This is a genomic window from Micrococcus sp. TA1 (genome assembly GCF_014199555.1).
GTDB lineage: Bacteria > Actinomycetota > Actinomycetes > Actinomycetales > Micrococcaceae > Citricoccus.
In genome coordinates this window covers 91037-105679 of record NZ_JACHNW010000002.1, presented here as the reverse complement: position 1 = coordinate 105679, position 14643 = coordinate 91037, and the positions used below count along the sequence as shown (strand labels likewise).

Sequence of the window (14643 nt, the reverse complement as noted above, 5' to 3'; positions counted from 1 at the left end):
CTGAAGCGCCCTGGGTTTCGTTCTGTGGTTAGACCACCGCGGGCGCGGCTGTCAGGTGTTGAGTGTATGAGGCTTCGACTTCTGCCGGGGTCCGGTAGTCGAGGCTCTCGTGCAGTCGGCGGGTGTTCCACCACTGCACCCAGTCCATCGTGGCCATCTCCACGGCGGTGACCGAGGGCCAGACCCGACAGCTGTGGATGATCTCGGCCTTGTAGAGGCCATTCACGGCTTCAGCGAGGGCATTGTCATACGAATCCCCGACGGACCCGACCGACGCGGTGACACCGTAGACCGCCAACGTCTCGGTGTAGGCCAGACTGACGTACTGCACACCCCGATCCGAGTGATGGACCAGGCGTCCGTCCCGCAGGCTGGCATCGGTGCTCAGCAGCGCGTGCTCCAGGGCCTGCAGCGGCAGGGACTGTGTGTGCAGGGTGGCCGCCACGGCCCAACCGACGATCTTCCGGGTGCAGGCATCGGTGATGAACGCGACGTAGCAGAAGCCAGTCAAGATCCGCACGTAAGTGATGTCAGCGACCCACAGCCGGTTCGGTGCCTGCGCGGCGAACTGTCGCTTGACCAGGTCCGGACGGTGATCCGGCTCGACGGCGGGCCTGGTGGTGACCGGCCGGCGGCCTCGCCGTACGCCCTGCAGGCCGGCGGCTTTCATCAGCCGGGCGACCTGGTCACGGCCGAGATCCCAGCCGGCCCGGCGCATGGCATGCCACATCTTGCGGTATCCGTAGACGCCGTAGTTCTCGGCGTGGATCCGCCGCAGTTCCTCGGCCAGGACCGCATCGCGCAGGCTCCGCGCCGAGGCCGGACGGGTCCTCGCGGCGCGGTAGCCGCGGGAGGTGATGAACCCACACTCCGTCGCACCCAGGGTGCGGCAGATGGCCTCGACCCCGAACTGATCCTTGTGTTCGTCGATGAACCGGATCATCTCGTCGTGGGGCGGACGTTGTTCCGCGCACGGATTACGCCGAGGCCTTCTTCAGGATCTCGTTGGCACGCCTGGCCTCGGTCAGCTCCCGACGCAAACGCCGGAGCTCTTCCTCCGGGGTCTCACCCGGTGATGCTTCCGCTGGACGTGCTGAATCCTGGGCTCGCTGGCACCAGTTCCGCAGGGTTTCCGGGCCACAGCCCAGGGATTGTGCCACGACACGGATCGAAGCCGCACGAGGACCACCTTCCGTGGCTTGGCGGTCGAAGACCATCCGCACCGCTCGGTCGCGGAACTCAGGGGTGAACTTCTTGGGCATGTACCGATTCTCCTTCGTGAGACTCGGAACGAAACCCAGGGCGCTTCAAACCGTATTCCGGCTCAGCATGATTGAGTCCGGCATGGCCGACAGCGTCGGGCAGTCCATACCGTGGGGCTCCGTCCCGAGCGGGTCGGCACGGTCATGTCCGGGGCCGGTTCACGAGCTGTTTTCACCGTTTCGGCGGCCCGATAGCCTGAGGCCGCCCGGTGTCTGGCGAGAATGAGCAGGCAGCAGTCTGCCAACAGTCCATCCGCCCATCATCCTCATCATCATCTCTCACCCGAGGAGGCCCGATCATGAATCCCACCGCACCGAAGGCCATCGGCCGCCGCATCGCCGCCGGCTTGGCGGCCGCGGCTCTGGTGGGCACCACCGCGTGTAGTTCCGTCAATCCGCAGGCCACCATCTTTGAGTACGCCCCGTCGGACGGGATCGAGGTGCAGGCCGGGGACGCCGAACTGCTCAACCTACTGTTGGTGTCCAAAGCCCCCTCTTCGGAGGGCCGCTTCCTGGGCTCGGTGTTCAACGACTCCGACGAGCCCCTGGAGGTGGTCATCACCATCGAGGGCACGAGCACGCGGTTGACCGTGCCCGCCGGTGAGCGCCTCGAACTCGGCGAGCCCGAGAACGAACACATCATCCCGGATACCGGCACCTTCCCCGGCGGCCTGGCCGAGGCCACCATTCAGGCCGGTGACGCCAGCCAGAATGATCAGATCCCGGTGCTGGACGGAACCCTGGAGACCTACCGACCCTACGTGCCGGGAGGTTGGAACCCAGACACCGTCGAGCACCTCTACACCCGGCCCGCCGCACCCCAGGACGACGAGCACTAGATTCGCAAACAGCACTGCCCGGTCGAACTGCCGCCCACCGGGTTGGCTCTACAGGGTTGACTGGGTTTTCCGCAGCGGCCACCCCAGTAGAGGAATCATCGCGTCCGACCCGCGATGCCCTTGCGGACTGTGTAGCGATTGCACCTGAGGGTTAGTGCAGTCCATGTCTGAGCATTCTTTGCTTCGAATCAAGCCCTGAGCGTTTTCGCCGACCGACCTCGGGCTGTCACACCGCTTTCATTGGGGTGTCTTGGGTCTCGGTTCCTCAGGGGTCCGGTTGTTTGTCGGCCAGATTCAGCAGTCGACGGATCCGGCCGGCGATCGCGTCCTTGCTCAGGGGTGGCTCGGCGAGCCGTCCGAGTTCGTCCAGGGAGGCCTGACGGTATGCGATCCGCAGCTCACCAGCCCGGCGCAGGTGCTCCGGGACGCCGTCGCCCAGGACCTGCAGGGCCCGTCCGACACGGTCCGCGGTGGCGGCCGCGGCCCGGGCCGAGCGCTGGGCGTTCGCGTCGCTGATGCTCGCGCGTTGAGGTGCGGTGAACCGGGCGGGTCGAGCCGCCTGGTGCTGGTCCCAGGTGCGGGCCGCGTGCTTGGCGCCCATCTGGTCCAGGAGCGAGCGGATGGCGTGGGCCTCGCGGATCCTCACCCGGGTGGTGTCCCGGAGGTCTTGGGCCTCTGCCGGGAGGCCGAGCCGTCGGGCGGCACCCACCAGGGCCAGGGCCGCCTCCATGGTCGGGCAGTCGACCCTCAGCGCGATCGCACGGCCGGTTGCGTCCATCGAGCCGTGGGCGAGGAAGGCGCCGCGCCACAGGGCCCGTAACTGTTCCACAGAACCCTGGACCAGCCCCGCCGGCAGGCCTCGGATCGGGCGGCCTCGGGCGTCTACCAGTCCTGTCTGACGGGTCAGGTCCGTCCCGCCCGGATCCACCCGGACCGTGTAACCGCCACCGCGGTGCACGGTGCCGGAGTGTGCGGAGATCTCGCTGTCAACCCCGTAGGCCCCTGCTAACCCCGCGCGCAGTCGGCGGGCCGTGACGATCCGGTCCAGGTCCGCGGTGACGACCATGCGGCCGGAGACCAGCTGCAAGGCACCGCCGAAGCGCAGCATCGCCGCGATCTCGGCCCTGCACTCCGCCAGCGGCCCCAGCCCCGTTCGGGCCAGTTCCTCCTTCACGAGCGCGGTCATGCCCAGGCCCGGTCCCCTCGCCCCGCGTGGGGTGCCTGTCCTGGAACGCCGCGCCCCGTGGGCATCGGTCATCGGGGGGCCCGCATTCAGTGTGCTGCGCCTGCCGGTGCGGCAGGGGTGGTGTAGAGGTGGTCGAGGGTGGCCGGGTCCCAGCCTCCGGGCACGTACGGCCGGTAGTGTTCCAGGGTGCCGTCCAGCACGGGGATCTGATCATCCTGGCTGGCGTCTCCGGCCTGAATGGTGGCCTCGGCCAGGCCGCAGGGGAAGGTGCCGGTGTCCGGGATGATGTGCTCGTTCTGCGGCTCGCCGAGCTCGAGGCGCTCACCGGCGGGCTCGTTCAGGGGCGTGCTCGTGCCCTCGATGGTGATGACCACCCCCAGGGGCTCGTCGGAGTCGTTGAACGCCGAGCCCAGGAAGCGGGCCTCCGAGGACGGGGCCTTGGAGACCAGCAGGAGGTTGCGCAGCTCGGCATCCCCGACGTTCGCGATGATCCCGTCCGAGGGAGCGTACACGTCGAGGGTGGCCTGCTCATTGACGACACTGCACCCGGTAGCCCTCACCGTCAGTGTGGCTGCCAGTCCCAGACCGGTGAGGCCTCGCACGGCGGCGCGGGCAGTGGTGGGATTCATAATCGAACCTCCTCTGGTGGGCGGCGGATGACGTCTTGGGCCCCTCAAGACATCCTGGCCCGAGAACCCATCGCGCACCGCATCCTCGGTGACCAACTCGGGCGTCATCGGGGCTCTGTCTCACGCTACCGGTCCCCCACGCTGAGCGATATGCCCGCTTCATCCAACCCGACCCACGACAACACCCCTTGGCGAACCCCACACCTCGGGCCTCCGAGCTCGACCGCCACCCGGAACACGCCGATGGCGATCTCGCCCCGGTTGGCCACCAGGATCTTCTGGACCATGAACATCACTCCGTTTCGCTGCCGTGCGAACCTCGGGAGGAGGCACGGAGTGGTCCAAAGGTACAAGAGGACCGGGCGCCCCCCGGTCTAGGGGCGCGGTGAGGTCCCCCGGTGATCGACCCCCCGCGGTCAGGCCACCGACCGCCAGGCCCCGGCGCTCCGGCAGGGACCGGCGGCCAGCAGGTTACGGCGGCCCGGTGGGGCCGGGAGATTTTAGCCGAGCAGGATGACGTCCAGCCGGCGGGGGCCGTGGACGCCCTCGACGCGTTCGAGTTCGATATCTGAGGTCGCCGAGGGCCCGGAGATCATGGTGATCGGCGCGGTGGGCTCGACCCGGGCCAGGGCCTCGGGGATCAGCTCCACCACCGATGCGGCCGGAACCACGCAGATGTGGTGGTCCGGGACCAGGCTGATGGCCCGGCGCCCCTCGTCCGAGCGGGCGGTGAGGAAGATCGTGCCGGTCTCGGCGCAGGTGACCGTGGAGGAGGTGACCACTGCGTCCACGGCGTTGAGTTCCCGGACCCCGAGCACCCGTCCGCGTTCATCCGTGGACTCCCAGACCGCCTGGCGGGTGTCGGTGTCGGCCGGCAGCCAGGACGCCTCCAGTCCGGTCGGAACCACGTAGCGGGCAGATGAGCCCAGCAGCTCGTCGATGCGGCCCGGCAGGGTCTCCACGCTCTCGTGGTGGACCGTGGCCTTGTAGTCGACGAGCCGGTCCTCGAGCATCTCCAGGACCTCCGCGGCGGGCCGGTCTGAGACGGTCCGGTAGGTGCGTTCCACCTTCGGGGCGGCGGGCTGGTCGGCCAGGGCGCCACGGATGCGGGCCAGGATCTCGGTCTTTGCTTCCGTGCTCATCGGTCATCCTCCTCGGACTGGCGCGGGCCGGCGGGCTGACCGGGGCCGGTGCCGGGCACCACCCCGTCCGCACGGACCCGGTCTTGTGTTTCATCGGCGTGCTGGGCCCACCAGTTGCGGAACGACTCCCGGGGTGGCGCCGGGATGTCGCGGACGTCGGTCCAGCCACCCGCCATGCCGGGCAGCCAGCTGATGCGTCGGTCGTGGCCGGCCACGGCCCGGCCTAGGGGCAGGGCCTTTTCGGCCAGGGCCATGCGCCGTCCGGAGGACATCACCATCGAGGCGCCCTTCATCATCAGGTCCATCTCGGACGGCGGGTGCGGCAGCCGCTGGAACAACCGGCGCACCCGGCCCGGGGCCGGTCCCGACGCCGATCCGGTGCTGCGGCCACCGTCGGTGTTCTCGGCGGTGGCTTGGGGGCCGGCCGGAGTCTGAAGGGCGGCGGTGGCGCCGTCTTCGGTGGGGACCGCGTCGGCGGTGGGGCGCTGGCCGTGCTTGGTGCGCACGTCCTCGTCGCGCAGGTGCACGAGGATCTCGGGGATGTTGATCTTGACCGGGCACACGTCGTAGCAGGCCCCGCACAGGGTCGAGGCGTACGGCAGGGAGGCGTTCTCCGCGGAGGTGATACCGGTCAGCTGGGGCGAGAGGATCGCCCCGATCGGGCCGGGGTAGGTCGAGCCGTAGGCGTGTCCGCCGGCCTGTTCGTAGACCGGGCACACGTTCAGGCAGGCCGAGCAACGGATGCAGTGTAGCGCCGAGCGGCCGGCCGGGTCCGAGAGCACCGCGGAGCGGCCGTTGTCCAGCAGCACCACGTGCACGTCCTGGGGCCCGTCCCCGGGGGTGACACCGGTCCACATCGAGGTGTAGGGGTTCATCCGCTCACCCGTGGAGGACCGAGGCAGCAACTGCAGGTAGACCTCCAGGTCGGCGAAGGTGGGGACGAGTTTCTCGATGCCCATCACGGTGATCAGCGTCTCGGGCAGGGTCAGGCACATCCGTCCGTTGCCCTCGGACTCCACCACGGTCAGCGTGCCGGTCTCGGCGACCCCGAAGTTCGCCCCGGAGATCGCGACCTTGGTCGAGAGGAACTTCTCGCGCAGGTGGGCGCGGGCTGCCTCGGCCAGGTCGCGCGGTTCGGAGGTGAGGGTCTCGTCGGTCTCGGTCATCTCCCGCAGGAAGATCTCGCGGATCTCGTGGCGGTTCTTGTGGATGGCCGGGACCAGGATGTGAGAGGAGCGATCGTGGCCCAGCTGGACGATCAGTTCGGCCAGGTCCGTTTCGGTGGCGATGATCCCGTGTTCGGCCAGGTGGCGTTCCAGGTCGATCTCCGCGGTGGCCATGGATTTGATCTTGATGGCCTCGGTGCTGCCGGTGGCCTGGACCAGGTTCGTGATGATCCGGTTGGCCTCGGCGGCGTCCCGGGCCCAGTGCACGGTGCCGCCGCGGGCGGTGACGTTGGCCTCGAACTGCTCCAACAGCTCGGGCAGGTTCGCCATCACCGACTCCTTGAGGGCAGAGCCGGCCGAGCGCAGCGCCTGCCAGTCCGGGAGCTCGTTGACCACGTTGGCGCGCTTGCCGCGGATCGTGTGGGTGGCGTGGCGGATGTTGGCCCGCATCTGGGTATTGCCCATCTCGGTCCGGGCCGCGGCCGGGAAGGCGGTCTCGGCGTGCAGGTTCCCCTGCCCGTGCACGGGGCGGACGGCGGGCATCCCGAGGGCGGTGCGGCTCATCGGCTCTCTCCTGAATCGGCGGCCACGGCCGCGGGGGCATCACTACTGGCCGAACCGGCGGCCGAACCGGCGGCGGCTTGGGTCCGGTGGCGTCGTCCGGTCGGGCCGGGGATGGACAGCTCCACCGGCCCGGTCACCTCCAGCGGGTTCTGCCGGGTGGAGGCCAGGATCTCGGCGAAGTGCACGGTGGCCACCCCCGCACCGGTGCGGGAGATCGCCCCGCCCAGGTGCATCAGGCAGGAGGCGTCCCCACCGGTGCAGACCTGGGCGCCGGTGGCGGTGATGTTGCCGATTTTCTCCTCGGCCATCGCCGCGGACACATCCGGGTTCTTGAACGAGAACGTGCCGCCGAACCCGCAACACTCCTCGGCGTCGGGCAACTCGGTGAACTCCACCCCGGCCACCGAACGCACCAGGTCCTTCTGCCGGTCACCCAGGCGCAGCAACCGCATCCCATGGCAGGACGGGTGATACGTCACCGTGTGCGGGAACCACGACCCCAGCTGCTCGGCGGCATCGGACACCCCGAGCACGTCCACCAGCAATTGGGAGAGCTCATAAGTGGTCCCGGCCACCGCCTCGGCCCGCCGAGCCAGGTCCTCGTCCCCGCCGGCCCGGGCGACCATCGGTTGCTGGTGCCCCAGGGAGGCCACACAGGACCCCGAGGGCGCCACCGCGACGTCGTAGTCCGCGGCACTGAAGGCCTTCACGTGGTTGCGCACCACCGGCAGCGCGTCCTGTAGGTAGCCGCTGTTGACGTGCATCTGCGAACAACACCCCTGCCCGGGCGGGAACACCACCTCGTGGCCCAGCCGCTCCAGGACCCGCACGGTCGCCAGAGCGACCCGCGGGTACATCGCGTCCACGATGCACGTGGCGAACAAGGCGATTCTCATGCGACCTCCGTCGGGGAGCAGTGCTGGACGGCCCAACAGACCGTGTGGTCTGACCACTGTAGGGCAGTGTGAGGCACCGCACAACCACACCCCCTTCCGGCGTCCGGTTCGAGCGCCCCCTTAGATGCCCGCCCGAGTGTCCGGGTGCTGCCCGGGGGTGGCGCCCAACGAGGGGCGGGATGGGGTGTCCGGTGGCCCGCCCGACGGTGCGCCGCGCCGGTGGGGGTTGACCGGTGTGATGCACCTCATATAACTTATGTGGCCTGACCACTGTGGTCCGACCACAGCCGGGGCGGTGTCGGGAACCCCTCGCTGCAACCCCTGCCGGCCGGCGTCGAGGCATTGCGTCTCGATGGCGGGCCCCGCCAGATCCTGTCCCCCAGAAAGGACACCCCTCGTGGACAATCTCGCTGTGCTGAGCCTTCTAGCGCTGCTGCCCCTGCTGTTGGTGGGCGTGCTGTTGGCCGGATTCCGCTGGCCCGCGAAGTACGCCATGCCCGTGGGGTATGTGGCGGTCGTGGCCATCGCGCTGACCGTCTGGCAGATGAGTCCGGCCGGGGTGATCGCCGCCTCCATCGAGGGGCTCATCGTGGCCCTGACCCTGCTGTACATCGTCTTCGGGGCCCTGCTGTTGCTCTCGGCCCTGACCGTGGGCGGGGCGATGGCCACCATCCGGGCCGGGTTCGACAACATCTCCTCGGACCGGCGGGTCCAGGCGATCATCATCGGCTGGCTCTTCGGCAGCTTCATCGAGGGCGCCTCCGGGTTCGGCACCACGGCCGCGGTCGTGGCCCCGCTGCTGCTGGCGATGGGCTTTCCCGCGATGGCCGCCGTCATGGTCGGGTTGATCGTCCAGTCCACCCCGGTGAGCTTCGGGGCGGTCGGCACCCCCATCCTGGTCGGGGTGGCCAACGGGCTGGGCGGTGACCCGGCGGTAAGCGAACGGGCGAGCGTGCTCGGGCTGAGCATGCCGGAGTTCGTTGACTCGATCGGGTTCTCCGTGGCGGTCATGCACGCGATCGTGGGCATCCTCATCCCGCTGATCCTGGTCTGCCTGCTCACCGGGTTCTTCGGACCCGAGCGCCGCTTCCGCGACGGGCTGGCCGTGTGGCCCTTCGCGATCTACGCCTCCCTGGCCATGACCGTGCCCTACACCCTCGTGGCCCGCTTCCTCGGCCCGGAGTTCCCGTCCCTGTTCGGCGGGCTGATCGGCCTGGCGCTGGTGATGTTCACCTCCAGCAAGGGCTTTTTGATGCCCAAGGACCACTTCGACTTTGGCCCCCGGGACTCCTGGGTCGGGCGCTGGACCGGGACCCTGGACCCCGAGAAGGTCCCGCCGGTGTCCCGGAAGATGAGCCTGGTCCGGGCCTGGGCGCCCTACGCCCTGCTCGCCGCACTGCTGGTGATCACCCGGATCGTCACCCCCGTGACCGAGTTCCTGCGCAGCCTGGCCATCCCTGTGGAGAACATCCTCGGCACCGGGGTCAGCACCCGCATCGAACCGTTCTACTCTCCGGCCCTGCTGCTGATCCTCTCCGCGGTATTCGCCTACCTACTGCACCGCATGAACGGCCAACAGGTCCTGCGCACCCTGAAGGTCTCGGGTCGCCAGCTGGCCGGCACCGCCGTGGCCCTGCTCTTCGCCCTGCCCCTGGTGCGGGTACTCATCCAGTCCGGCCCGGAACTGAACGCCTCGGGACTGTCCAGCATGCCGGTCACCCTCGCCGAAGGGGCCGCGGCGATCTCGGGGGGCGCCTGGCCGCTGCTGGCACCCTGGATCGGGGCCCTGGGCGCCTTCGTTGCCGGATCGAACACCGTCTCGAACCTGACCTTCTCCCAGTTCCAGTTCTCCACCGGCGTCCAGATCGGCGTGCCCCAACCCGAACTCGTCGTGGCCGCCCAGGCCGTCGGTGGCGCCGGCGGCAACCCCATCTCCATCCACAACATCGTCGCCGCCTCCGCCACCGTCGGCCTCCTGGGCCGAGAGGGTGACCTGCTGCGCCAGACCATCCTGGTCACCACCTACTACTGCCTGGCCGGCGGTGTGGTGGCCTACCTGTTCATCCACGGCCTCGGGGCCAACCCCGGGACCATCATGCTCATCCTGCTGCTGGCCGGGCTGGCCCTAGTCGCGTGGTGGATGATGCGGCACAACACCCCCGCCCCGCTCCGGACCGAGCGGGTGAGGACCTAAACCCGCGGGCCCATCCCCGGACCGTGGGCCAGACCAGCCCACGGTCCGGGGATCGGTGAGCCTCTCTAGAATGAGGTCCTACCCCTTTACCCCAGGAGCCGTCCGTGCCATCAGCCCCCGCCGCCTACACCCTGGTCCTCGACTGGATAGAGGCCCAACTGCGCACCGGACACCTCAGCGTGGGCGACAAACTGCCCGGAGAGCGCCACCTCGCCGAACAATTCGGGATCTCCCGCGCCTCCGTCCGCGAAGCCGTCCGCATCCTCGACGCCATGGGCCTGGTGCGCTCGGCCACCGGCTCCGGACCCACCGCCGGCGCCGTGGTCATCTCCGAACCCTCCAAGGCCCTGGGTTGGGCGCTGCGCATGCACATCGCCACCCGCTCCCTGCCCGTCCAGGACATCGTCCAAACACGACTCCTGCTGGAAACCCAGTCGGCCCTCGACGCAGCCGCCGCCCCAGACTCCGATCAGCGGTCAGAAATCCTGAACCAGGCCGCTGAACTGCTCCAGACCATGGATGACCCGGATCTGCCTTCCGGGTGGTTCCACGAACACGACTCCCAGTTCCACACCCTGCTCAGCTCCCTGGCCGGAAACGTGGTGGTCGAAACCATCATGGACTCCCTCCGCCAGGCCACCATCAGCTACGTCCAGGAAACCGTCGCAGGCCTACCCAACTGGACCGACGTACGGTGCACCCTTCAAGACCAGCACAAAACCATCCTGGAAGCCTTCCGAGACCGACGCGGCCACGACGCCGCCGACGCCCTACACCACCACATCACCTGGTTCTACAGCCTCAGCGAAGACCACAACGGCACCGACGACCAGGCCACCCCTGCTCCGACGGGCACGGCAGGCGCCGCACAGCGTTCCTAACGCTTCATCCCTCCAGGACCACCCCAAAACCAGCACCCAAGTCAGACACCGCTAAGGCCTGACCGGAGAGAATGGAAAGGCCCGGGGCTCGCTCCTCCCTGCTAGGAGAAGGCACCCCGTCGAGGCAAAGCTCCCGCGCGCAGCCCGCGACATCAGTGACCTTCGACGAACCAGATCTCAACGGGCTCGCCGGGCCGGACCGTGTGACAGAACCGGCTAACAAGAACAAGGCTGGACCGAGCATCCCACCGGCGTGAAGCCGGACTGATCAAGGTCGCTGTCGATGACTACTCATCGACGCGGAGACGACGGGGGAATCGAGTGCAGCGCGCTTCTGACATTAGTGAAGCCCACTTCTGAACCTGACAGCAGGTGGGACTGCTGCACCGATAGGTGACAGGGTGGGTCAGGCTGCCTGAGCGGCCGGTGTGGTCATGATGGTCTCGTATTCGATGGGGGTCAAGCGGCCCAGGGATGCTTGCCGGCGGCGTCGGTGGTAGGTCCGCTCGATCCAGGTGACGATCGCGAGCCGTAGCTCCTGGCGGGTGGTCCAGGGGCGGCGATCCAGGACGTTCTTCTGCAGGAGCGCGAAGAAGCTCTCCATCGCGGCGTTATCGCCGGCCGCCCCGACCCGGCCCATGGAACCGACCATGGCGTGGCGGTGCAGGGCGCGCACGAATTTCCGGGATCGAAATTGAGACCCTCGGTCCGTGTGAACGATGCAGCCGGCCACCTCACCGCGGCGGGCGACGGCGTTGTTCAGCGCCGCGACCGCGAGCCGGGATTTCATCCGGTCGCTGATGGAGTAGCCCACGATCCGGTTGGAGTACACGTCCTTGATCGCGCAGAGGTAGAGCTTGCCCTGACCGGTGCGGTGTTCGGTGATGTCGGACAGCCACAACTCGTTCGGCCTCTCGGCGGTGAACCGGTGACGGGTCACGCCGTGCTCGTCGAGGTAGGCGCACCGGTCGTCGTGGACCGGCGGACCGGGCTTGGTGCCGTTCTTGCCGCGCTTCTTGCCGAACGCAGACCACCAGCCGTTGGTCGAGCAGATCCGCCAGGCGGTGCGCTCGGCCATCGACTCACCGGCATCCCGTGCTTCCTCGACCAGGTACCGGTAGCCGAACTCCCGGTCATCGGTGTGGGCGTCGAACAGGGCGTTGGCGCGGTAGGCCTCGGTGAGTTCGGCGGCGGTGACCGGGGTGGCGAGCCAGCGGTAGTAGGGCTGGCGGGAGAGCTTCAGGACCCGGCACGTCACCGTGACGGGCACCCCGTCGGCGGCGAGCTCCTTCACGAGCGGGTAGAGCCTTTTGACGGCAGGTTGGCCTGCGACAGGTAGGCCGCGGCCCGGCGCAGCACCTCGTTCTCCTGCTCCAGCAGCCGGATGCGTTTCTGGGCCTCGCGCAGCTCGGCGTTCTCGGCGGCGGTCGATCCGGGCCGGGCACCGTCCTCGACGTCGGCCTGGCGCATCCAGTTGCGCAGGCAAGACTCCGCGATGCCGAAATCCGCGGCGATCTGCTTGATGGTCTGGCCGGGTTCACGGTTGCGGGCGACGTTCACGACGTCGTCGCGGAACTCCTGGGGATGGGGCTTGGGCACGGTGTACATCCTTCCAGTGACGCCTCACGGCGTCACAGATCAGATGTCACCTATTCGTGCAGCAGTCCCGGTCACCGGAGCACCTCTTGAGGCACAGCTCGTTTGCATCCCCTCGTAGTAGCGTCGCGATATGAACGACAGCGACGGTCAGCCTCCTATGGTGCGGATGTTCCCGGACTACGCCGATACCGTTCTGTGGTTCGGTGAGCCCGTGCCGTACGACGAATCCGGCCTCACTGAAGGGCTGGTACGAGAACTAGAGGATTGGGAACAGTCCTACTACGACTCACTGACGCCCGACGAAGACTGGAAGTCAGCAGAACTGGCCCGCCAGTTCACCGCGGAAGGCAACCGTCTGGCCCAACGGGTGGCAGATGAACTGGGTGACGGCTACGAAGTCCAGTTCAGCTCCTACGAACCGGGTGTCCCACCGCACAGGTTCCGTGGGGCGCGCTCGGGCCTCAATCCTCGAGCCGCCGCTGCCTTCGGAGAGCTAGAAGCGGCTCTGATCGCGGAGCAGCAGAGATCCGACAATGCTGCAATTGCTCCTGACGCAGATAACTCCGAGTGGTTCGCCGTTGCACCGTTGACGGGCGCCATCTTCAAACCACATCGGTAGACCATGGTTATGAGAAATCGGAATACCGGGCCGAGCCGTCGGTGTACTTGTAGCCGATGGGGAACTGCTCGATGATGACACGCCCGGGAAACTCGTCCTGGATCGCTTCCGCGAACTCATCGGCGTCACCCGGGTCGTCGAACACCCCCAAGACGACATTGTCAGGCGTTTCGTCCTGCTGCACGATCCACACCCGGCGCCCACGCCTCCGCCACCTCATGCCGCCAGCATAGGTATCAGCGCGCGGGAGACCGAGGCCGAGGCCGTCTACCCCTCTCAACAATCACTCGCCCCAGGGGCCGGCTCTGCCTGGCAGCTGGCCCGCTGATCCTGAGGATCATGCCGACGCCCGAGGTGACGCCGAAGTTGTGGGCACAGGCCGCGCCGGTGGGGTCCGGTGACAAGGCGTCGGCACCGGTGGCTGAGCCACCGCGCACCTTCGCATATGACCGGTACGCTCAGGAACCACAGCATCGGCCACTGATCGACAAGGGACACCCGATGAGGACCAGAGGACGTGAAGCCGCGAGCATCCTGGTCGTCGGTGCCCTGCTCGTGCTCACCGGTTGCGGCCCCGGGGAACCGAAGATGGGCACTGCGCCCCCGACGACCGACCAACCGATCGCCGAGCCGTCGATCACCTACCAGGTCCAGTCCCTCACCAAGGACAACGAACCCGTCGACATCACCGGGTGGACGGACGTGGACCTGCCAGACACCCTCGTCGGCGGCGTCATCCGGCCCGGCCACGTCTGCAATAACCCCGGTTTCGAGATCACGGCCGTCGACGGAGACGTCTGGACCACCGTGAAGACCGACGTGGAGTCCGCGGAAGGGTGCGGCGCACAAGCCCAGGCCGTGAAAGACAAGGCCGTCGCCACCCTCGAAGGTCAACTCACCGTGCACCAGACCGATGAGGGCATCGAGATCACCAACCTGCCCTACCGGCTGATGCTGGAACCCACCAAGTAGTCATCCGAACAGGAAAGCGCTGCGCTCAGGGCCGTTCTTCACCCCGTATGACGATCCTGTTACGGCGCAGTGTGGAAGTCATTCGGCGATCAGTGAAGGCCATTTCTGGTTTGAGTGCCGTCGACTCTTGAAAATGACGCCGGCGCGGCTGAGGGCAGGGGTTACTTGGGCCTGCATCATGGCGCAGACTGTCCACTCAAGGAGGACGGAGAAGATCATGAAGCCCCGTTCCTGTCCCACCGGTTCGTCTGGGTCGCTCCTGATGGATTTTTCCCAGCTCCGGCCCGTAACTTCCGGGCCGGCCGGCCGTGGGGCCCTGCACGCTGCTCCGAGGACGTAAGGAGACCCGATGACTGAGAACTCCGTCGCCGTCTGTCCCGGATGTGCCGGGCCGCTCTTGGACGAGCACCCGGCCGGCCCGCTGACGTGCCGGCACGTGGGACACTGCCCGTTCTTCGTGGCCGAAGAGGCCCAGAAGACCGCCGACCTCGATGTGCCCTCCGGCACGCTTCGCCCAGCCACACCCTTTGAATCCGTGTTGTGGTCCGCAGTGACCGGCCGGCCCCACCCAGTCCCGCCTCTGGCTCTTTTCATCCGCCTCCAGACGGTCGCGGACGGCATCGTGCACCGTGCCCCGTCGGTGTGGGACACGCACGCCGGTAAGCCCGTGCGTGAGATCAAGGAATAGGGCATC

General features: G+C 67.9%; 15 protein-coding genes. 6 read left to right on the top strand and 9 right to left on the bottom strand.

Going from position 1 to position 14643, the window contains the following annotated elements; translation table 11 throughout:
- Positions 1-28: 28 nt before the first annotated feature.
- A protein-coding gene (locus tag GGQ69_RS11865) for an IS3 family transposase (RefSeq protein ID WP_370577173.1) occupies positions 29-1262 on the bottom strand; the annotation gives its coding sequence in 2 pieces (ribosomal slippage) (positions 29-979 and positions 981-1262; 1233 coding nt in all).
- Between the two features lie 299 nt (positions 1263-1561).
- Between GGQ69_RS11865 and GGQ69_RS11860 the strand changes: the two genes are divergently transcribed.
- Entirely contained in the window at positions 1562-2101 is a 540-nt protein-coding gene (locus GGQ69_RS11860) for a hypothetical protein (protein WP_183528804.1), read from the top strand.
- A 265-nt stretch (positions 2102-2366) separates the two neighbouring features.
- On the opposite strand, the gene whiA is transcribed toward GGQ69_RS11860, so the two are convergent.
- The 6 genes from whiA to GGQ69_RS11830 all read right to left on the bottom strand — a co-directional run bounded on the left by whiA (position 2367) and on the right by GGQ69_RS11830 (position 7684).
- Entirely contained in the window at positions 2367-3287 is a 921-nt protein-coding gene (gene whiA / locus GGQ69_RS11855) for a DNA-binding protein WhiA (RefSeq protein WP_183528802.1), read from the bottom strand.
- An 86-nt stretch (positions 3288-3373) separates the two neighbouring features.
- Positions 3374-3916, bottom strand: a complete 543-nt coding sequence (locus tag GGQ69_RS11850; protein ID WP_183528793.1) for a hypothetical protein — start codon at positions 3914-3916, stop codon at positions 3374-3376.
- Between the two features lie 125 nt (positions 3917-4041).
- Positions 4042-4203 (bottom strand): hypothetical protein, encoded by a 162-nt coding sequence (locus GGQ69_RS11845; RefSeq protein ID WP_183528791.1) that lies wholly within the window; start codon positions 4201-4203, stop codon positions 4042-4044.
- A 213-nt stretch (positions 4204-4416) separates the two neighbouring features.
- Positions 4417-5058, bottom strand: a complete 642-nt coding sequence (locus GGQ69_RS11840; protein WP_183528789.1) for an LUD domain-containing protein — start codon at positions 5056-5058, stop codon at positions 4417-4419.
- Complete coding sequence (locus GGQ69_RS11835) at positions 5055-6788, bottom strand: lactate utilization protein B (RefSeq protein WP_183528787.1); 1734 nt, start codon at positions 6786-6788, stop codon at positions 5055-5057. The genes GGQ69_RS11840 and GGQ69_RS11835 overlap by 4 nt, the downstream gene beginning before the upstream one ends.
- A complete protein-coding gene (locus GGQ69_RS11830) occupies positions 6785-7684 on the bottom strand; it encodes a (Fe-S)-binding protein (protein ID WP_137772478.1) in 900 nt (299 codons plus the stop codon). The genes GGQ69_RS11835 and GGQ69_RS11830 overlap by 4 nt, the downstream gene beginning before the upstream one ends.
- A 397-nt stretch (positions 7685-8081) precedes the next feature.
- Between GGQ69_RS11830 and GGQ69_RS11825 the strand changes: the two genes are divergently transcribed.
- Positions 8082-9878, top strand: a complete 1797-nt coding sequence (locus GGQ69_RS11825) for an L-lactate permease (RefSeq protein WP_370577172.1) — start codon at positions 8082-8084, stop codon at positions 9876-9878.
- A gap of 104 nt (positions 9879-9982) precedes the next feature.
- Positions 9983-10759 carry an FCD domain-containing protein gene (locus GGQ69_RS11820; protein ID WP_183528783.1) on the top strand — a complete coding sequence of 259 codons (777 nt, stop codon included), beginning with the start codon at positions 9983-9985 and terminating at the stop codon, positions 10757-10759.
- Positions 10760-11165: 406 nt separating this feature from the next.
- Here GGQ69_RS11820 and GGQ69_RS11815 read toward each other — a convergent pair.
- Positions 11166-12358 (bottom strand): IS3 family transposase gene (locus tag GGQ69_RS11815; protein WP_183528781.1). Its coding sequence is split into 2 segments (ribosomal slippage): positions 11166-12071 and positions 12074-12358, totalling 1191 coding nucleotides; the frame shifts between segments, so codons are not numbered across the junction.
- A gap of 130 nt (positions 12359-12488) precedes the next feature.
- On the opposite strand from GGQ69_RS11815, the gene GGQ69_RS11810 reads away from it, so the two are divergent.
- Entirely contained in the window at positions 12489-12977 is a 489-nt protein-coding gene (locus tag GGQ69_RS11810) for a hypothetical protein (protein ID WP_183528779.1), read from the top strand.
- Between the two features lie 7 nt (positions 12978-12984).
- Here the strand turns inward: GGQ69_RS11810 and GGQ69_RS11805 are convergent, their stop codons facing one another.
- Positions 12985-13161: a hypothetical protein gene (locus GGQ69_RS11805; protein WP_183528777.1), complete on the bottom strand. Its 177-nt coding sequence runs from the start codon at positions 13159-13161 to the stop codon at positions 12985-12987.
- Positions 13162-13478: 317 nt separating this feature from the next.
- Between GGQ69_RS11805 and GGQ69_RS11800 the strand changes: the two genes are divergently transcribed.
- Together GGQ69_RS11800 and GGQ69_RS11795 are read left to right on the top strand one after the other, a co-directional pair.
- Positions 13479-13949, top strand: coding sequence for a hypothetical protein (locus GGQ69_RS11800; RefSeq protein WP_183528775.1), 471 nt, complete (start codon positions 13479-13481; stop codon positions 13947-13949).
- Between the two features lie 349 nt (positions 13950-14298).
- Positions 14299-14637: a hypothetical protein gene (locus GGQ69_RS11795; RefSeq protein WP_183528773.1), complete on the top strand. Its 339-nt coding sequence runs from the start codon at positions 14299-14301 to the stop codon at positions 14635-14637.
- Positions 14638-14643 lie beyond the last annotated feature (6 nt).